Annotated in this window: 19 protein-coding genes and 1 other annotated feature; of the genes, 7 read left to right on the plus strand and 12 right to left on the minus strand. The window is 43.6% G+C overall.

What is annotated here, in order from left to right; all coding sequences use genetic code 11:
• Positions 1-51 precede the first annotated feature (51 nt).
• On the plus strand, positions 52-1446 hold the full coding sequence (locus PVE40_RS05490; protein ID WP_274730883.1) for an L-cystine transporter: 1395 nt from the start codon (positions 52-54) through the stop codon (positions 1444-1446).
• Between the two features lie 248 nt (positions 1447-1694).
• The gene (locus tag PVE40_RS05495) at positions 1695-3026 is read left to right on the plus strand and encodes a hydroxymethylglutaryl-CoA reductase, degradative (protein WP_274730884.1); all 1332 of its coding nucleotides are present in this window, start codon (positions 1695-1697) and stop codon (positions 3024-3026) included.
• A 42-nt stretch (positions 3027-3068) separates the two neighbouring features.
• On the opposite strand, the gene PVE40_RS05500 is transcribed toward PVE40_RS05495, so the two are convergent.
• Entirely contained in the window at positions 3069-4235 is a 1167-nt protein-coding gene (locus tag PVE40_RS05500; protein ID WP_274730885.1) for a hydroxymethylglutaryl-CoA synthase, read from the minus strand.
• Positions 4236-4372: 137 nt separating this feature from the next.
• On the opposite strand from PVE40_RS05500, the gene PVE40_RS05505 reads away from it, so the two are divergent.
• The gene (locus PVE40_RS05505; RefSeq protein WP_274730886.1) at positions 4373-4840 is read left to right on the plus strand and encodes a YaiI/YqxD family protein; all 468 of its coding nucleotides are present in this window, start codon (positions 4373-4375) and stop codon (positions 4838-4840) included.
• Between the two features lie 26 nt (positions 4841-4866).
• On the opposite strand, the gene PVE40_RS05510 is transcribed toward PVE40_RS05505, so the two are convergent.
• Positions 4867-6258 (minus strand): uracil-xanthine permease family protein, encoded by a 1392-nt coding sequence (locus PVE40_RS05510; protein WP_274730887.1) that lies wholly within the window; start codon positions 6256-6258, stop codon positions 4867-4869.
• 203 nt (positions 6259-6461) lie between these two features.
• Here PVE40_RS05510 and PVE40_RS05515 point away from each other — a divergent pair, with 203 nt between their 5' ends.
• The 3 genes from PVE40_RS05515 to PVE40_RS05525 all read left to right on the plus strand — a co-directional run bounded on the left by PVE40_RS05515 (position 6462) and on the right by PVE40_RS05525 (position 8405).
• A complete protein-coding gene (locus PVE40_RS05515) occupies positions 6462-6806 on the plus strand; it encodes a PadR family transcriptional regulator (RefSeq protein ID WP_274730888.1) in 345 nt (114 codons plus the stop codon).
• Positions 6790-7761 carry a permease prefix domain 1-containing protein gene (locus PVE40_RS05520; RefSeq protein WP_274730889.1) on the plus strand — a complete coding sequence of 324 codons (972 nt, stop codon included), beginning with the start codon at positions 6790-6792 and terminating at the stop codon, positions 7759-7761. Before PVE40_RS05515 ends, PVE40_RS05520 begins: the two co-directional genes overlap by 17 nt.
• A gap of 92 nt (positions 7762-7853) precedes the next feature.
• The gene (locus PVE40_RS05525) at positions 7854-8405 is read left to right on the plus strand and encodes a TIGR01440 family protein (RefSeq protein WP_274730890.1); all 552 of its coding nucleotides are present in this window, start codon (positions 7854-7856) and stop codon (positions 8403-8405) included.
• 201 nt (positions 8406-8606) lie between these two features.
• On the opposite strand, the gene PVE40_RS05530 is transcribed toward PVE40_RS05525, so the two are convergent.
• From PVE40_RS05530 to PVE40_RS05560, 7 genes are all read right to left on the minus strand, one after another.
• Complete coding sequence (locus PVE40_RS05530) at positions 8607-9437, minus strand: transporter substrate-binding domain-containing protein (RefSeq protein WP_274730891.1); 831 nt, start codon at positions 9435-9437, stop codon at positions 8607-8609.
• A 17-nt stretch (positions 9438-9454) separates the two neighbouring features.
• Positions 9455-10177 (minus strand): amino acid ABC transporter ATP-binding protein, encoded by a 723-nt coding sequence (locus tag PVE40_RS05535; RefSeq protein WP_274730892.1) that lies wholly within the window; start codon positions 10175-10177, stop codon positions 9455-9457.
• Positions 10170-10820: an amino acid ABC transporter permease gene (locus tag PVE40_RS05540; RefSeq protein ID WP_274730893.1), complete on the minus strand. Its 651-nt coding sequence runs from the start codon at positions 10818-10820 to the stop codon at positions 10170-10172. The genes PVE40_RS05535 and PVE40_RS05540 overlap by 8 nt, the downstream gene beginning before the upstream one ends.
• Before the next feature lie 60 nt (positions 10821-10880).
• Positions 10881-11111: a binding site (T-box leader), on the minus strand.
• Between the two features lie 134 nt (positions 11112-11245).
• On the minus strand, positions 11246-13066 hold the full coding sequence (pepF, locus tag PVE40_RS05545) for an oligoendopeptidase F (RefSeq protein ID WP_274730894.1): 1821 nt from the start codon (positions 13064-13066) through the stop codon (positions 11246-11248).
• Positions 13067-13161: 95 nt separating this feature from the next.
• Positions 13162-13863 carry an AEC family transporter gene (locus tag PVE40_RS05550; RefSeq protein ID WP_274730895.1) on the minus strand — a complete coding sequence of 234 codons (702 nt, stop codon included), beginning with the start codon at positions 13861-13863 and terminating at the stop codon, positions 13162-13164.
• A gap of 12 nt (positions 13864-13875) precedes the next feature.
• The gene (locus PVE40_RS05555) at positions 13876-14085 is read right to left on the minus strand and encodes a hypothetical protein (RefSeq protein WP_274730896.1); all 210 of its coding nucleotides are present in this window, start codon (positions 14083-14085) and stop codon (positions 13876-13878) included.
• 14 nt (positions 14086-14099) lie between these two features.
• Positions 14100-14951, minus strand: a complete 852-nt coding sequence (locus PVE40_RS05560) for a pyridoxamine kinase (RefSeq protein ID WP_274730897.1) — start codon at positions 14949-14951, stop codon at positions 14100-14102.
• Positions 14952-15113: 162 nt separating this feature from the next.
• Between PVE40_RS05560 and PVE40_RS05565 the strand changes: the two genes are divergently transcribed.
• Positions 15114-15623, plus strand: coding sequence for an ECF transporter S component (locus PVE40_RS05565; RefSeq protein WP_274730898.1), 510 nt, complete (start codon positions 15114-15116; stop codon positions 15621-15623).
• A 38-nt stretch (positions 15624-15661) separates the two neighbouring features.
• Here the strand turns inward: PVE40_RS05565 and helD are convergent, their stop codons facing one another.
• The 3 genes from helD to PVE40_RS05580 all read right to left on the minus strand — a co-directional run bounded on the left by helD (position 15662) and on the right by PVE40_RS05580 (position 19489).
• The gene (helD, locus tag PVE40_RS05570) at positions 15662-17923 is read right to left on the minus strand and encodes an RNA polymerase recycling motor HelD (protein WP_274730899.1); all 2262 of its coding nucleotides are present in this window, start codon (positions 17921-17923) and stop codon (positions 15662-15664) included.
• Positions 17924-18104: 181 nt separating this feature from the next.
• Positions 18105-18722, minus strand: coding sequence for a sugar O-acetyltransferase (locus PVE40_RS05575; RefSeq protein WP_274730900.1), 618 nt, complete (start codon positions 18720-18722; stop codon positions 18105-18107).
• Positions 18722-19489: an SDR family NAD(P)-dependent oxidoreductase gene (locus PVE40_RS05580; RefSeq protein ID WP_274730901.1), complete on the minus strand. Its 768-nt coding sequence runs from the start codon at positions 19487-19489 to the stop codon at positions 18722-18724. Before PVE40_RS05580 ends, PVE40_RS05575 begins: the two co-directional genes overlap by 1 nt.
• Between the last annotated feature and the right edge of the window lie 437 nt (positions 19490-19926).

Raw genomic sequence — 19926 nt, forward strand, 5'->3', positions numbered from 1 at the left:
GCCCATCATCCTTTATAATAAAAGTAATGTTTAATAGAAGGAGGTTTCATGATGGATACACTTGTCATTATTGGATTATTAGTCGTCTTTTTTGTGTTTCTTTATTTCCTGTACCGGATGGGTAAACAGCATAAAAAGTTTTCGACACGTGTTTTCACAGCACTGATTATTGGATTGATTTTCGGAGCAGTTATTCAATTGATTTTTGGAGCAGACAGCGAAACGACAACCGTTTTTATCGACTGGATTAATATTGTTGGTACAGGTTATGTACGTTTCTTGCAAATGCTGATTATGCCGCTGATTTTCGTTTCGATTGTAGGTGCGTTTACTAAGATTGAACAAACGAAAGATTTAGGTAAAATCAGTGCTTCGGTGCTGATCACTTTGCTTGGAACGACAGCAGTTGCTGCTCTTATTGGCTGGGCTGCGGTAATGGTGTTTAACTTAGATGGTGCACAATTTACAGAAGGTGCTGCTGAAACAGCCCGAATTGCCTCCTTGGCTGAACGTCAAGAAGAAGTCGCCAACTTAACGATTCCCGGTCAAATCCTTTCCTTTATCCCAAGCAATATTTTTGAGGATCTAGCTGGTATGCGGAGCACTTCAACGATTGCGATCGTTATTTTCTCCTCCTTCGTAGGAATTGCCTACATGGGAATCAGACGCAAGGAACCGGATCACGCGGCCTTGTTCAAACGCGCGATGGATATGCTCCATGCAGTGGTCATGCGAATCGTTACCTTGGTTCTGCGCTTGACGCCGTTTGGAATTCTAGCTTTGACTACTCGGATGATGGCAACTTCCAGCTTCGAAGCAATCTTGAATCTTGGACTGTTCGTCGTTGCATCTTACGCTGCATTGTTGGTTGTATTGTTGTTCCACAGTATCATTTTGGTAACGCAAAAAGTGAACCCGCTGCAGTATTTCAAAAAAGCATTCCCTGTCTTGAGCTTCGCCTTTACCGCACGCTCCAGTGCAGGTGCGATGCCATTGAATATCAAAACGCAAACGGACGCGTTAGGAGTAGACCAAGCTTCAGCCAACTTCTCTGCAAGTTTTGGGGTTTCCATTGGTCAAAACGGTTGTGCGGGCGTCTATCCAGCCATGTTGGCAACCATTATTGCGCCAACGGTTGGGATTGATGTAACGAGCATCGGCTTCGTGCTATCACTCATTGCCATCGTAACAATCGGCTCCTTTGGGGTTGCTGGTGTCGGCGGCGGTGCTACCTTTGCTGCTTTGATCGTGTTAAGTGCTCTGAACTTACCAATTGCTATTGTTGGACTTGTTATCTCGGTTGAACCGGTTATTGACATGATGCGGACGATGGTGAACGTCAACGACTCCATTCTTGCTGGCGTCGTCTCATCCAGGGTCATCGGACAATTTGATGACAAGGTCATCAACAACGAACAGGCAGTTGTGGAGAGCGAAGGATTTTAATGTTCCAAAAAGGCTGGGCATTTGCTCAGCTTTTTTTTGTTGTTCCATTGGTTTTGGACAAGTCGGGGCTTCTTTTTAGTCCCACTTGTCCACTTTTCTTCATTTTGGACAAGTGAGGGTTTCCTAGATTGCTCACTTGTCCAAATCTACCAAAAACAGACAAGTGAGCGCTGAAACCACACCCCACTTGTCCACTTTCTAAAAATACTTCTTTCCTCGCATAATTGTGCTAAGATAATGATGCGAAGATGAAGAAAAACTCTTGGAGGAGAATCATGAATGAATATGAACGAAATCCGTTGAGCGGGTTTTATAAAAAAAGCCGCGCCGAACGGATTGACGCTTTGGAACAGGTGGGCATGTTGGATGCCACCTTTCGCAAAGCGGTAGAAGAAAATGCAGTATTGCCAGATGAAATGGCCAACAGCATGATTGAGAATCAAATTGCGACTTATCAGCTGCCGTATGGCGTGGCATTGAACTTTTTGATTGACGGGAAGGAATATGCCGTTCCGATGGCAGTGGAGGAACCGTCTGTGATTGCTGCCGCCAGTGCGGCTGCTAAACTGTTTGGGCAATATGGCGGGTTCGAAACGGCTGTGACCGAGCGGATGATGATTGGGCAAGCAATCCTTACGAATGTGCCGGATCCAGCAGCTGCTATTGCAACCATCGAGGAACAAGAAACCAAGATTTTGCAGGCAGCAAATGCCGCTCACCCTTCTATTGTTCGACGAGGTGGCGGCGCTGATTCGATTCGCATTTGGGAAATTGCAGCGGATGAATCCATCGGCTCACCCTACTTCCTGATTGTGCATGTCCATGTGGAGACGATGGAGGCGATGGGCGCGAACATCGTCAATACGATGATGGAAGCGGTCCTCCCCTTACTTGAAGAATATTCAAAAGGCACGGCTTTGATGGGGATTCTTTCAAACTATGCGACCGAATGCTTGGTAACTTCGACTTGCCGGATTCCAGCGGCAGCTCTTGCCAAAGGAACCTTGAGCGGCGAGGAAGTACGGGACCGCATTGTTTTGGCGGCACAGGTTGCAACGGTTGATCCGTACCGGGCCGTAACGCACAACAAAGGAATCATGAATGGCATTGACGCGGTTGTACTGGCTAGTGGAAATGACTGGCGGGCCATCGAAGCGGGCGCTCATGCTTATGCCGCTCGCAGTGGTCAATACCGCAGTCTTTCTATGTGGGCGAAAGCAGAAAACGGCGACCTAGTCGGCTCCCTCACCTTGCCACTCCCAGTAGGTGCAGTCGGCGGATCGATTTCCTTTCATCCTGGGGCTCAGTTGACCCATCATTTATTGGATCACCCAGATGCAGAAACCTTAGAGTCCATTATCGCATCGGTCGGCTTGGCACAAAACTTTTCCGCGATTCGGGCTCTAGTCACGGAAGGCATTCAAAAGGGGCACATGGGACTTCATGCGCGTTCTCTTGCCATCAGTGCTGGCGCTACCGGCGAAGAAATCGAAGCCGTCACCCAAGAATTGAAGCAACAAAAAAATATGAACCTAGCTACTGCTGAAGAAATTTTAGCTGCATTGCGCGGGAAAAAATAAAAGAAGAAGATAAAACGCATAAATTTGCGTTTTGTCTTCTTCTTATTTTACAAAGTAATGCCGTTTATGTGTGTTGATTCCCGACAAACAAACTGCGGAGGAATCCTCGCTCCCATCGATTGCCAGCTCTGAACCATCTTCTGGTAGTGAGTGGGAGAAGATTGCTTCATACTCCGCTACACTGATTTTACGGCGATTTTCAAACATATCTGCATAATCAGCAGACGCTAATTGCTCACGGTATCCAGCTACAAGTGTTCCAGCGAAGAATTCTCCTACTGCACCTGAACCATAACTGAAGAGTCCAATGCGGTCGCCTTCAGCCAGCTCCGTACTATTTTCCAACAGCGACAAGAAGCTGAGATACAAGGATCCCGTGTAAATATTTCCTACGTTTCGGTTATAGAGGATACTCGCTTCGTATGCCGCAAGCAACTCTGCTTGTTTCTCTTCGTCCGCTTCCGCCAAGACTTGGCTCAATGCCTTTTTACCCATTTTGGTGTAAGGCAAGTGGAAACACATAGCATCCATATCCGCTAACGTACGTTGATTTTTTCCCTTATATAAATTCCACACTTCTTGGAAAAAGGCGATATACTGCTCATTTGAATATTTCCCGTCCACCATCGCATACGGTGAATAAACAGGACGCCAGAAATCCATGATGTCATGCGTTACATAAGCTGGTTCGTCTTCGAAAGCTAAAATGCGTGGATCTGCGCTGATCAGCATCGCTACAGCACCCGCACCTTGTGTAACTTCCCCGCCCGTAGCCAACCCATAACGAGCAATATCCGTACCAATTACCAACGCTTTACGGTCTGGATGAAGAGCAATGTGCCCTTTCGCCATTTGGATACCTGCAGTTGCCCCGTAACAGGCATGCTTGATTTCCATGGAGCGAGCACCTGGTTGAATTCCTAGTAATTGATGGACATACGTAGCGGCTGATTTAGAAGCATCAAAGCCACTTTCTGTACCTACAATAACGAGGTCAATCTTTTGTTTGTCTTCTTCCTCCAGAATTTGGAGAGCAGCATTTGCCGCCATGGAGACAATATCCTGACTTAACGGTGGTACCGCCATTTGAGATTGGCCAATTCCGACCGTATATTTTGCTGGGTCGTCACCGCGCACCTCAGCTAATTCATTCATATCTACATATAGGGGTGGTGTATAAAAACCTATCTTATCAATCCCGATTTTCATGTTCGACCTCTTTTCTTTCTTAGATCCATCTCGTACATAGTTATCTTAAGTGGTTCGAGGAATTAATTCAAGAAACAGGGTAAAAATTAACGAATCTTTATGACTTTTGTTAGAATAGAACAAGGAGGAGGATAAAAATGAAGATTATTATTGATAGTGACGCCAGCCCAGTCAAGGGAATCGTCATTCAAGAAGCGAAAAAACGTGGATTGGACGTTATTTTGGTCGCTAGCTTCGCCCATTTTTCCAACAAAGTTCACCCTTCTCATGTGGAAACCGTTTATGTTGATTCTGAAAAGGAAGCGGCGGATTACAAAATCATGCAGTTGGCACAACGCTCTGATGTGTTGATTACTCAGGACTACGGCCTTGCATCCATGGCTTTGTTGAAAGGTGTGACGGTCCTTCATCACAAAGGATTTCAGTACGACCAGTATAACATTGAACGTTTGCTTGAATCCCGCTACCTCAGTGCGCAGATGAGAAAGAGCGGCAAGCGCACAAAAGGTCCAAAACCCTTTACGCAAGCTGATGCTCAAACTTTTCAAACCTTATTGATTGAAGTCTTGGACTTAGCCACAAAAAATCCCTCCCAGCCACAGTAACGTGGATGAGAGGGTTTTTTAATGACTTACGCTGCTTCTGGTACAGCAGCTTCTTCTGGTTTTTCTTTTAAGATAAGGTTGAGTACAAGTGCTACGATGGTTCCAGCCGAAATTCCTGAAGAGAACAAGCCGCTCAAGAAACCTGGTAAAGCGGCGGTGACTTCTGGACGGAACGCCACACCAAGACCGATCCCGATCGAGGCAGCAACGATAATCATGTTGCGGTTATTGAATTTCACACGCGATAAGGATTGAATTCCAGAAGCAGCAACCGTACCGAACATCAAGATTCCAGCACCACCTAGAACCGGCATCGGCATGATAGATACTAACGTTGCGAACTTCGGAAATAAGCTCATTAAAATCATAATCACACCAGCTGCGATGGCTACTTTACGAGAAGCGTTTTTCGTCAAAGGTATTAACCCAGCATTTTGGCTGAACGTTGCGGCTGGTCCGGAACCTAAGACCGGTCCGATCCATGAGCCGACTGCATCCGCACGAACCCCAGCTGCGATGGCTTCATCCGTCATTTCTGTTTTGGTAACTTGACCAAGTGTCTGCATTACCCCGACTGTTTCAATAATGGTAACCAAGTAGCCGGTCAAGAACGGAATCGCATATTCCAAGCGGAACGTAATGCCGTATTTGAATACTTGTGGCCATGCAAACCAGGCAGCATCACGTACTTGTTGGAAATCGACCATCCCCATCGGAATACAAATCAAGTAACCAATAACTGCTCCCATTAAGACGGCGAGTGGTGCGAAACGTTTGCCGGCATAGTGATTGATTAAGGCAATGATTAAAAAGACAACGACCGCAATTCCGATATTAATCGGCGCGCCATATCCTGCCGCCCCTACTCCTCCTGCAGCCCAATCCATTGCCACAGACATTAACGTCATCCCCATCAAAGAAATAACCGAACCTGTTACAACTGGCGGGAAGAATTTCATCAATGGTTTAATAAAATAACTCATTCCAAATTCTAACAACGAAGCCAACATCGTTCCGCCAAAGTAAGCGGCAATGCCTCCTTGGCCAATAACTGCTGCTGCAGGCCCTACGAAAGCAAAGTCCGTTCCCATAATGGTTGGAACGCCTGCTCCTACACGAAACGCCTTTGGACCAATCCCTTTTGATTGAATAATCGAAACAATTCCGGAAACCAATAAAGCCGCACTTACTAGATAAGCGGTATCTGCTACACCAAAACCTGCTATTCCTGCCAATACTAAAGGAACTGCCACAAGTCCACCAAAAGCAGTGATCACATTTTGAAACCCTAACACGGTTGTAGTCATCAAATCCGGAGTATCATCAATCCCATAATACAATTCCGTCTCGTCCGTTTGACCCTCTGTTGCGACATTCTTTTTTGCCAATTCAATTGGCTTTTCCATATTGGCTTCCATCTTTTCCTCCTATTTCCGAACATTAATTAAAACATTCGGTTTTTATTTCGTTTTTGTAAATGATGACTTCATTATATCAGCTTACATAAAAATGTAAAGCTCACAAACACGAACGTTTTTTATTTATCAAATTACTTTACCTATCGTAGTAATCGTGGTATTCTATGGTTACTACGACAGATGAAGTAAAGTGAGGTGAGTAGATGATTTCCAGTGATGTCATGCGGGGGTTTAACGATTTGCTGATCCTCTCGCTCTTGATGAAGGAAGATTCCTACGGCTATGAAATTTCCAGCACGATCAAAGACATCTCGAACGGCACTTATGTCATGAAAGAAACAACGCTCTACTCTGCGTTTGCCCGATTGGAAAAGAAGGAACTCATTCGCTCCTACCCTTCGGAAAAAACATTTGGGAAGCCACGAACGTATTACAGCATTACACCTTTAGGGAAAACCATTTATGCCGAAAAGGTAGAAGAATGGCAAGAAATTGAAAGCTTAATGAAAAAATTCATAGGAGGGAATCTGCATGAATACCATTTATAATTATGTCGAATCTGTTTTTGTCAACCTGCCGCGCACGCCGCAAATGGAGGAACTAAAGGAAGAGATGTTGCGCAATATGGAGGACAAGTACCATGACCTGAAGGAAAGTGGGGTCAGCGAGAATGAGGCAATTGGGACTGTACTCTCCGACTTTGGGAATATAGATGAAATTTTAGAAGAATACGAAATTCAGCTGGAAGAAGAAACAGTTGATTCAGATGTCGTTGTTATGAATGATGAAGATGTGGAAGCTTATATCATGCATCGTCAGAAGTATTCCTTTGCCATGGCGATTGGCGTGTTCTTGAGTATTCTGGCTGTGCCGATTTATTTACTAACAGATAGCGTCTTCCAACGTGTATTCTCTGCTTCCAATGCAGCAGATTTCCTTTCCATTGCCCTTATGCTTCTAACCATTGCAGTGGCAGTCGGTATTTTTATCATTTTCGGGATGCGCGAGTCGGCCTATCCTTTTGACAAAAAGATTTTACAGATTGATAAAGTCACGTATGCACGTTTGAAGCGCGAATTTGATTCTTTCAAACAACGTTTCAGTTATGCCATCGCTTCTGGAGTTGTTCTCTGTATTTTAGGGGTTGTTGTACTGATGCTCTCGTTTATGTTTTTGGGAGAAGATCATATCATAAGCGTCGTCTTCTTGATGAGCTTCATTGCTACCGGCGTTTTCATGTTCGTTTATTATGGAATTCAAAATGATACCTATGAAAAATTGCTGACCGTTGGCTCGCATACGAGAGTGAAAGTGAAAACCAACAATCTGACCGAAACCGTGGCATCCATTGTTTTCCCTGTGGCCACGCTCTATTATTTATACCAAGGCTTCTTCAACGGAGCATGGGATACAGCTTGGGTTGTCTTCCCGATTGTCGGAATTGGGTTTGGAATCTTCGCAGCGATCGCAGAAGGGATCATGAATATTCAATCTAAAAAGTAAAGATGTCTACCACTCATTTGCGAATGGGTGGTATTTTTCATCATTTTGTATGATAATAGAAGCGAAGAATGAAGGAGAAAGAGGCGTGATCCATGTTAAATGAAGTTAAAGAGCAAACGGAGCGTGCACTTCGCGAGCTGATTGAAGTGTCCAATTTGGATGAAGGCGATATCGTTGTTGTCGGCTGTTCCTCCAGCGAAGTGATGAGCGAGAAAATTGGCACAGGCTCTAGTCAAGAAATCGGACAAGCCATTTTTGAAACCGCACAAGCTATTTTAGCTGAACACAACTTGAATATGGCAGCTCAATGTTGCGAACATTTGAACCGTTCCTTAGTGATTGAAAAAAGTGTCGCCAAAGTAGAACGCTATCCAATCGTCAATGCCGTTCCTCATGTGAAAGCAGGCGGAAGTTTCGCTACAGCCGCTTACGCAGGCATGAAACAGCCTGTGCTCGTTGAATCTGTGGGTGCTAAAGCAGGCATCGATATCGGGCAAACCTTTATCGGAATGCATATGGTTCCGGTTGTAGTTCCCGTTCGTCTAGCCGTTAAAAAAATTGGCGGCGCCATTTTGTCAGCAGCTCGTACTCGTCCCCGCTCCATCGGCGGCGAGCGCGCACAATATGACGACCGTTTGAAATAAGATACAGTTATCGTAGCGATAGCGAAGCTAGTTGCTCTTCTATCGCAACGCAAGACTTCGTTGCGTTGTGATAGTGAAGTTTATTCGCGCTCTATCACAACGATACTAGCTTTATCGTTGCGATAGTCAAACATTTCCACGCTCTATCGCAACGCAAGGTCAAAAAAAAGGTTCCCAGCATCCGCTGAGAACCTTTTTAGCTTACTCGATTGTATTTTCTTCCATCAATTCAACGTTTTTCAAAATCAATTCGTCAACTGTTCCTGCTTCTTGCAAGTTATTCAAGATGCCGTTTACTTCTTCCAAGAATTCTTCATTGCCTTTTTGGACAGCTATTGCTGCTTCGTTTGGCGTGCTGCCCAAGTCATCTACGTTTGCAATCATCAAATCATCGTTTTCAACAGCGTATTGGTTTGCAACTGTTTCTACCATCAAAATAGCATCCACTTTACCCGTTTTCAAAGATAAAATAGCCGTTCCCCATTTCCCAACGGATTGCAGTTCGGAATCAGCGAATTCTTCTTGCAGGAATTCTTCTTGAATCGTCGCTTTTTGTGTTGCCCAGTTAGCGTCTTTCAAGGACTCTTTCGAATTGTATTTGTCTGCATCTTCTTTTCTAATCAAGACCGTGTCAAGCGTCGTTACATAAATATCAGTGAAATCCACACTCTCCGCTCTTTCAGGCGTTGGGTTCATTCCAGCGAGCACCAAGTCCACTTTTCCAGTTGAAAGAGCTGGAATCAAGCCATCAAAGTCCATATCTTTGACTTCTAAATCTACGCCCCACTCATCTGCGATTGCTTGCGCGATATCGATGTCAAAACCAACGATTTTGTCTTCGCCCTCTTTTACTAAATGCCATTCATATGGCGGGTAGTCTGCGGTAGTGGCAATCGTCAATACGCCTTTTTCTTTAATTTCTTCCAGTTTGTTTCCAGCAGCTGCCTCATCTGTCGTTGCTTCTACTCCACATGCTGCTAGAGTGAACATGCTCATTAATCCTACGATTCCTTTAATCCATTGCTTTTTCATCTTATTTCCTCCTCTTATTATAAAACTTTTGATAGAAAATCTTGTGTCCGCGGATGTGATGGGTGGTCGAATATCTGGGCTGGTGTACCTTGCTCTACCACTTGACCGTCATCCATAAAAATAACGCGGTCCCCTACTTCACGGGCAAAGCCCATTTCGTGCGTTACCACAACCATGGTCATTCCATCCATGGCCAAATTTTTCATAACTTGTAAAACTTCGCCTACCATCTCTGGATCAAGCGCTGAAGTTGGTTCGTCGAACAACATCATTTCTGGCTGCATAGCCAATGATCTGGCGATTGCAATCCGTTGTTGTTGCCCGCCTGACAAGGACTTTGGATATACCTCGGCTTTATCTACCAATCCCATGCTGGTCAGTAAATCCATCGCAATTTTCTTCGCCTCATCGGGTTTCATTTTCTTAATTTGCAAAGGTCCGATGGTGATATTTTCCAGCACCGTTAGATGTGGGAACAAGTTAAAGCTCTGGAACACCATTCCCATTTTGGTACGAACCCCGTCAATGTTGATTCCTTTTTGATTAATCACTTGATCGTTAAAAATGACTTCGCCACTGGTTGGCTCTTCCAGCAAGTTCAAGCAGCGCAAGAATGTGCTCTTTCCTGAACCCGATGGCCCAATTACCACAACTACTTCACCATTTTTAACTTCTTCATCGATTCCCTTTAATACTTTCTTTTCACCAAATGATTTGGTTAGTGCTTTCGTCTTAATCACTTTGCTTCAATCTCCTTTCAAACATAGTGAGCAGCATGCTAGCAACCGACGTCATGAAGAAGTAGAACACTGCCGCTACAATATACGGCATAAACGGTTGATAAGTCGCTCCTGCTACCACTTGCGCGTTGAACATCAAATCGCGCATCCCAACGACCGAAATGATCGAGGACTCTTTCATCAAGGTAATAAATTCATTTCCTAACGCAGGTAAGATATTTTTCAAAGCTTGCGGATAAATGATTTGGCGCATGGCCAAGTTGTGGCTCATCCCGATGGAACGTGCTGCTTCCATCTGGCCTTTGTCTACCGCTTGAATTCCGGCCCGGATAATTTCAGCAATATACGCCGCTGAGTTCAAAGATACGGTAATGACACCAGACATGAAGTCAGGCAATTCAATGTTCATTGTGTATAGTCCGTAATAAATAATAAAGAGTTGAACCAATAATGGCGTGCCTCGGACTACTTGAATATAAGCTTTAGCTGGACCTCTTAGCCAAGATTTCTTGGACATTTTCATGACCGCCAGCAGTGAACCTAAGAGAACCCCAAAGATGATAGAGAAAAATGATAAAGCAATGGTATAGCCTGCCCCACGAAAGTACAGGGGTAAATAGGTTTGTAAAAACTCGATCGACATGTGTAGTTCAATCTCCCTTTAGTAAATTTTGGCAATAAAAAAACCGTCTCCTGCTATTACGCAAGAGACGGGTCAAAGTTTATTTTTATCCGCGGTACCACTCTAGTTGACGTGCTCAAAGACACATCCACCTCATTGTAATAACGCATGATCTGCGGAAGGGGCTACTATTCGGTTCACCGCTTCATCGATGAAGTGCGCTTCAACCAGAGTTTTCCTGCCAGGCTTCCACTCTACCCTGACTCGCTTTAGGAAAAGATTCCAATCTACTCTCTTCATCATTGATTTTTTATGTATGTAATTTTTGATATGATTGTATTCTATGAGAGTTCAATCATAAAGTCAACACCTTTTTTAATCTTATTGTCATTTCATAAAAAGGTTCGACTTGTTTTTAATGATACTAGATGATTTTCTTCCCTTTGTCAAACGTTTTTTATTTCTTTTGTTAAAACTAAAATTCGTTCCACTGCATCATCCAAGTATTGGATCGTATCTTTGAGGGGCTGATCAGTCGTAATATCTACTCCAGCTACAGCTGCCGCTTCAGCAGGCACATACTGGTCACCTGTTCCTAAGAATTCCAACCACCGCTCTACAGCCGGCTGCCCTTCTGCCTTCACTTTCAAGAACGCTTGGGTCGCAATCGTCAATCCTGCAGAATACGTATAAGAATATAAGCCCATGTAGTAATGGATTTGACGCATCCAAGTCAGTTCTGCGCCTGGATTGATTTCAACTGCATCGCCCCAGAATGCTTCCAAAACAGAACGCTTGATTTCACTCAACTTGTTCGCATCGAAGCTTTGTCCTGCATCCACTAACTTATAGACTTCCCGTTGGTAGGCAGCTTCCAGTAAATGAGTGACGAAATTGTGGAAATACGTGTCCGCCAACATTTTGGTTAACGCAAAGCGTTCCATACGTGGGTCATCTGTATTGCGTGTCAGTGAATCGGTTAAGAGCAACTCATTAAAGGTAGATGGTCCCTCAATCAAGTAGAGCGATGGATCAGCACCAACGACTGCATTGTTTTCGTTCGCCAGAATCATTTGTCCCGCATGCCCAAGCTCATGAATCAGCGTGTAAACATTGCTTAAGTGATTGGTCCAGGACATCAAAATGTATGGATGTGCTTGGTTAGCAGCAATTCCGGTACAGAAGCCACCAGTCGATTTCCCTTTGTTTTGGGCAAAATCTATCCAACGTTCTGGATAAGCTTTCATAATCATTTCCGTATACTCTTCACCAAGAACCCCAATGGCTTCTTTCACCATTTTCGCCGACTCTTCGATTGTAACAGGCGGAGAATATTCTGGATCCAAGTCAATTTTCAAGTCCGCATACGTCATCTTGTCAAGACCTTGCACTTCTTTGACGTGCGTAATGTATTTCTGCATGACCGGTGCCAGCTCCGTCATAATGACATCGATTTGACGGTGATACATATCGCGGTCTACTTCTTGATCATACAACAAATAATCAAAAACAGAATCAAATCCCCGCATGGTTGCCAACGTTTTTTCTTTTTGAACTTGCGTATAGTACGCTTGCGCCACCACATTTTCGTACTGCTTCAATACACTCGAAAATTTATCAAAGGCAGCACGACGAATCGCTGCATCAGTGTGGTACATGTAGTGATCTTCATACAAAACGAAGCTGAGTGGATACTCCACTCCGTCCACCGTAAAGGTGCCAAAGTCCATATCCGCTAGACGAGCTTGTTCAAATACATCTTCTGGCGCATGCAACGTCGGAGCAAGTTCAGCCAAAGCCTTTTCCACTGCTGGATCCAGCTGGATTTTCTTATTTGCTTTTACTTTTCGAATAAAGGACTGATATTTTGGTTCTGTAGCCGCAACTTCATCCAAGACTTCATCTGGCACTTTGGACAGCTCGGAATCAAATGAAGACAGCGCTGCAGACAAATTCGCCGTCAAATTGTTCATCCTCCGGGATAAGGATGTATTTTCTGGATCTGTTACGTCCGCTGATTGCGGCAAGAAAGAGTAGTGATTTGTCATGGAAAACTGAATCAAGATTGCTTCGTAATCTGCCATGGCTTTCAATATGGTTTCTTTATCACGTAACGTTCCTTCATAATTCTGAGTAAATCGGCTCACAGCCTCTTTCAATTCTTCAACCGCTCTATCAAAATCTTCCCGTGTTGCAAACAAAGCAGTCAAGTCCCACGTTAGCTCTACCGGTACTTCCGAACGGTGTTTCATTTCTTCCACTTTCATCAAGGCATTCTCCTATCTGGAAACTTAAAATATAATTAGAATTCTAACATACAAAAGAGAAAAATAGCGCACAAATTTCTTTGTACGCTATTTTTTTAATTCAATAATAAACTGATAATGGGAATGGTCACAACCGATAGAACCGTTGAAAGGAACACATACTTCGTCGCAAACTCTACATTTCCACCGTATTGCGTAGACAACGTAACGGCCATTGATGGACCCGGCATGGATGCCATGAGGGCAAATACGCCAAGCATCAAGTCGTTGGTTACGATGTTTGCCAATACAAAGTAAACCAGTACGGGGAAAATCAATAACCGGAAGAAACCGAATAAGTACATGCGCACGTCGGTCAGTGCCTTTTTAATATTAATATTCACCATCGCCATCCCAATCAAAATCATGGCTAAAGGTGTCGTGATATTGCCTATGTTGGAAGCCGTAGCCAAGATGGTGGAAGGCAAGGTGATATCGAAAAGAAAAAAGATTAACGACAAAATAGCAGCAATATTCGCCGGCATAAAGAGCAGTTTGCGGAAGTTAAACTTGTTCTCTGTCCGCCCTTTCGTGAGCAAGTAAATTCCTAACGAGAAAATCAATAAGCCATTTGGGATATTATAAATGGAAGCATAGAACAATCCGCCGCCACCAAATATCGAGTCAATTACGGCAAAACCCATGAATCCAATGTTCGAAAAAACGGTCAAGAACTGCATGATTCCTACTTCATCAGCGGAAACCCGAAAGATCTTGGGTGTTAATAAAGACATTAGGAAGGTGAATAAATAGACCATGGTCGCTAATAATCATACTAATAAGCTGTCCGCTTTTGAGCCGGCAGCTCCTGCACTTCCTGTTGAACCAATTACCATCGCGGGGATCGTAATATAGTTAATCAACGTTGCGAAGTTGATGGAAGAATGCTGCTCGAAAATTCGTGCTGAGGCGGCAACATATCCAATCACCACCATCAACATCAAGATAATCATTTGTTGGAAAACAACACTTACATCCATTTATTTCTCCTCCTTTATTTCTGATACAAGCGTTCGATTAAATACGGTAAGTCCGTCTCAAACTGGACGCCGAAACGCAACTCTGCTCCACTTTCAATCGTTCGCATAATTACCCGGTGCACATATTCCACCGCTGTTTCCATTGCATAAGACAAAGGTTTACGTTGGAACATGAACCCGCCAATCACGCTGCTGAACAAATCACCTGTCCCATCAAAAAGGCCCGGTTGAAGAGGCCCAAACGCATTGGTCATCGTTTGATTTTCATAGTCATAGCTTGCTGCGCCAACTTTCCCTGCCTCAAAAGAAACTCCAGTAAGCATCACCTTTTGTCGGTTTAAGCTTGCCAATTCTTTTAGCAGCGATTCAATCTGTTCCGGTGTATACGGTGCTGGCTGATAGTCTCTTCCGACTAACAGGCTCGCTTCCGTCATATTTGGCAGCAAGACACTGACTTCTTGGCACAGTTTGCGCATTTCTTCCACATACATCGTATCAAATCCAGGATACAAAAAGCCATGATCGCCCATTACAGGGTCTAATACTAGGATTCCGTCCTCTTTCAGGAAGTCCCGCTTCAATTCGCGAACCAAATTAATTTGTTCAATCGATCCTAAATATCCGACTAGAATTCCGTCAAATTGAATCGATAAAACTTTCCAATGTTGGATAATTTTTTTGATTTCGCTCGTAAGGTCTAAAAAAGTATAATCTGGGAATCTAACTCCCGTATGTGTGCTTAATAAAGCGGTTGGCAGCACATTCACTGCATTGTTCAAGCAGCTCAATACGGGCACTGCTACATTCATGGAAATTCGGCAGCTAGCTGATATGTCTTGAAGCACAAGTACTCTTGGTTGTTGCATCTCGTCGTTCACGCCTATTCTTCTTGTCGATTCTGTATCTCTACTTTCCTATTGTACCAAAAGAATGCCGGCCGTGCGTGAAGAATCGTTTCAAAAAAAAACATCACAGCCTTCGAACCATGCTATAATAAGGAAAATGAATTCGAGAGGATGTGCAATGCAATGCATCAACCAAATGGCAAGGTTTCGAAGACCCATCAAATGGTACTCTTTGCCCTTTTTGCTTCCCTTACGGTCGTAATGACCTTGTTAATTCGCTTTCCCATTCCCTTTGCCCAAGGGTACTTAAATATTGGCGATGGAGTAGTGATGTTGGCAGCATTAGTGATGGGACCAGCTGCTGGTTTTTGGGTAGGCAGTATTGGGAGTGCCCTAGCCGACATGATTGCTGGCTATGCCATGTATATGCCTTTTACCTTTTTTATCAAAGGGTTAGAAGGATATTTCGCTGGCTGGCTTTTTATGAGGACGAAAAAGACGGTCCTATCCGTTGGCGTCGCTGCCGTGTGGATGGCAACCGGCTACTTATTGACTGATTGGTTTCTATATGGACTGGCCGCTGCGATTGCCGCCTTCCCATTAAACTTGCTGCAAGGTTTGGCTGGTTCAATTGTTTCTGTCCTTTTATTCCGGATTATTGGACCTATTTTTAAGAGTAAATTTAATATATAAAGAAAGAGGCGGAATTTATTTTCCACCTCTTTCTTTATCTATTCAATTTCATATGTACTTTCATCGATTCCTTCTAACAACTTCGACTCTTTGTCCGAAACGACTACATATAGTTGATGCATCGCACGGCTAAAGATGGTGTACCAGATTTGTTGGCGGCTCTCCTCTTGTACGAAAGCCAACACTTCATCTGTTCCAACCGCGATGACGATATCAAACTCCAACCCTTTTGCTAGTCCGATTGGCATGATAATCACTTGATGACTCAAGAAATCATCTTCCTGGTTAATCACTTGGTGCTCGATTCCCCATTCATTCAGTTGTTCGGAGTAAGCTTCGATTCCAGATAAGTTTGGCGTTAAAATAGCAATCCGTTCTCCGCGAGCGACATGCTCTTGCACAGTTTTTTCAAGCTTGCTGCGGAATTCGGGACTCTTCTCGAACCAGACAGTCGGCTTCATACGAGAACGAATCGGCTTAGCAGTGCGGTCTGAAAGACTTGCAAATTGATCAGCAAAAGCCATGATTTCCTTGGTCGAACGGTAGCTGGTTAACAGCAAGTGCTCTTCCATTTCTTCCTCTTCAAAAATTGTGCCGAGTTCTTTGGTCGCTAATTTATTTTGCCAAATATTTTGATTCAAGTCCCCTGCCATCACGTAACGAGCACGCGGATAGAGATCTTTCAACAGTTGCAATTGGAATGGTGTGAAGTCTTGCACCTCATCAATACAGATATATTGATACGTTTCTTGCTTCAATAACCCACGCATTTGCAGGATTAACCCATAAAAGGCAGTCATATCATCAAGCCCTAATTTTTTCTCTTTCAGAGATTCTGCAACGAGAAGAGCATGCTCATCCCAGCTTTCGCTCGAGACACCAAACTCGTCCAAGTCCATCAATTGAGGAACAACACGCAAGAAATGAATGTATTGAGCAAGGATACGCAAATGACTTTGATTATTCACTTTTCGTTCGACTCCTCGAAACGCTTGCGCAACGATTTCCCGGCGCATCGTGTTCTCGAGTTTGGTCACATCATGCGTTTGGCGTTCGAAATAATGAACATCATCTTCATCCATATTTTGTAACGCTTCGTCTACCCATTTCGACTTCACAGCATCTACTTCTAATTCACGTAAACGCGAAATAATCATCCGCCGTAAAATTTCCAACTGCGCTGATAAAGAACCTTTGCTTTCGATGGTTCCTTGCATAGCCTCTAGCTCTTCTTTAGAAATTAAAACTTCCCCATGAAGAACAATATCACGAAACTTCAAGTATTTTTTCTTCAATAGCTTGCTGTAACGCTCAATAGCATGATAGAAAGCAAGGCTGCCCTTTACTGCTGTAAAAGGAGATACTTTGCTAATATCCATTGGAATAAGCTCGTATGTCGGCATGCGGCGCTTAACAAATTGCGCAAAGGTCGTTCCCTCTACGTTCCACTCACCTAATGAAGGCAATACTTGAGAAATATAAGCTTGGAAAATGCGGTTCGGTGAAAACAGTAAAATTTCTTCTGCTTTCAGATGTGCGCGAAAAGCATACAGCATGTACGCAATCTTCTGCATCACTACCACCGTTTTTCCAGATCCAGCAACCCCTTGGATCAATACATTGCGCGCTTTCGTTTCCCGCACAATATAGTTTTGCTCCTTTTGTAAAGTAGCAATAACCGGAGCCATCTGATTACTCGCTCCACCTTCTAATACTTCTAATAAATAAGGATCGCCCATGACGTTATCCGTATCAATCATGCCGGTAATGGTTCCCTCTTTCACACGGAATTGGCGCTTCAAGTCTACTTCAAACTTCTGCAGCTCATCACCAAAACGCAATGAAATCTTGTCTCCCACGTTTGCTTCATAATACAGTGCCGAAATCGGCGCACGCCAGTCAACTACCAGATTCTCTCCTTCGTCAAACAAGGAGCCGATTCCTACATAGATTTGCTCTAATTCTTCATCCTCTTGCTTCACCGAATGATAATCAATGCGACCAAAATAAGGGTCTTCTTGCATTTTTTCCAGCACTTTCCGGCGCGTTTGGACTTGATTTAATTCATTACTTTTTATCGTTAGATTTTGCTCAAATTCGCGTAGTTCACCGGAGGATTCCCACATGGCTTCATTGGAACTATTGTTAATCCGAATGGAAGAGGATTGCTTCAGCAATTCTTTCTGACGCTCCAGTTTATCAACGTATTCGTCTTGGAGACGTCCTGCTTCCTGTTCGATGACAGAGATGACATAATCCATCCGCTCTTGTTCTTGTTGCAGATCTTTATTCTCTACCATTGGTAATCTCCTTTCTTATATCGAGTGATTACACTCTTATTGTTTCTGGACAATATATTAAATTATACCACTTCCCGTGCTCTATTTCCATTGCTGCAGCAATAGAAAGACACCGTGTGCATAAAAAAAATTCCTCTTTCATCTGCGCTGATTCGCACAAATGAAAGAGGACCTTTATTCTTTATTGATTCATATCTAAATGATATTCAGAAGCTTCTTTTTCCCAATAAATTTTGTCTTCATCGGTGATTTCCCGCAGGACCCGGCAAGGATTTCCTGCTACAACCACATTACTTGGAATATCTTTCGTAACGACAGAGCCAGAACCAATCACCACATTATCACCGATCGTGACACCAGGGTTAATGACCGTGTTTCCTCCAACCCAGACACTATTTCCGATTGTAACGGGCTTCCCGTACTCCACATTCATATTTCGAACCGCCGCATCAATCGGATGGCTGGCCGTATAGATCTGAACGCGCGGCGCCAAGTAAACATTGTTTCCAATTGTTACATCACATACATCAATGATGATGCAGTCATAATTAGCATAGAAATCATCACCAATATAGATGTTGCTGCCATAATCACATCGAAATGGAGGCTCAATGTAGTAATTCTCTCCAATTTTTCCTAACAACTGCTTGAGGAGCTGCTTCCGTCTTTCCATTTCATTATGACGTGATTCGTTGAACTCGTACGTTAACCGGCGATTCCGGTCATAATCCAACTTCAAGTCCGCTCCTTCAGCCTTATACAACTTTCCAGCAAGCATTCTGTCTTTTTGATTTTTCATCATTCCTGCCCCTTTTTCTTCTGCTGACGTCCTGCCATTTTCACCACAAATTTACGCGGCGCTACTTTTGCTAACACAGCTGCCGTTTTCAAAAGCATACCTGGAACAATAATCGTTTTTCCACGGAACATCTGGCCAATTCCGTACATCGCGCACTCTTGGGCAGTAATACTCTTCAGTCCAAAAGCAGCACCTGCAACTTGGTTAAATTCCGTATCTACAGGTCCTGGGCAAAGTGCGCCGATATAGACATTACTAGAACGCTGTTGCAGTTCTTCATTGAGTGCTACCGTCAAGTTGGTTACATATGCCTTAGAAGCGTAGTAAGCAGCCATGTACGGTCCACCTGGCATCAGCCCCGCTACAGAAGAAACGTTGAGAATATAGCCGTAATCTTTCGCTATAAAATCTTTCATGAATAGTTTTGTTAAAACAAGAAGAGCTTTAATGTTCACATCTACCATTTCTAATTCTTTGTCCAAATCAGATTTGCTGAATTCGCCAAACAATCCAAAGCCGGCACAGTTGATCAGGATCGACACATCCATGTCTTTTGTCTGCTCATACAAGTCATAGCAAGCATCTAAATCTGCTAAGTCGGCTGTAATGATGTGATTATTAGAAGGCAATTCTGCCGCAAGTTCCTCTAATCGGTCTCTTCTTCTTGCGACCAGGATGACTGTGTGCCCTTTTCTGCTTAATTGCTTCGCCATCTCCCGACCAATTCCTGAACTTGCTCCAGTAAGTAATACCGTTTCCTTTTTCATTCTTTCACATTCCTCTACTCATTGTTGTTTTACTAAGTATACAGGAATCCAAGAAGAACCTCCATCAAATTACCATTCGAGCACAAAACGTGCAAGTGAGGCCTAAAAAAAATCCTCACTCATACCAAAATGTCAAAAAGCGTGCAAGTGGGCTCTAAAAAAAGACTCACTTATACCAAAAATGCTAAATGCGTGCAAGTGAGGGGTTATTTTAAGCCTCACTTGCACGCATTTAAATATAGAAGCAACAAAAAAAGGTTGAAACGTATCATCATACGCTTCAACCTTTTTAAATGGGTTCTATGTCAAATAGTGTTGGTGGACCAAATGAAAGTCAAAGCGAAGACTAACTCGCTTTGGCTTTTTCTTTTTCTTCTTGTCGGCGCTTTTCCTCCTTGTAATGGAGTGCCTTCGGCTCAAATTGGCTCGCAGTCAGG

This window comes from Jeotgalibaca caeni, from assembly GCF_028863945.1.
GTDB lineage: Bacteria > Bacillota > Bacilli > Lactobacillales > Aerococcaceae > Jeotgalibaca > Jeotgalibaca caeni.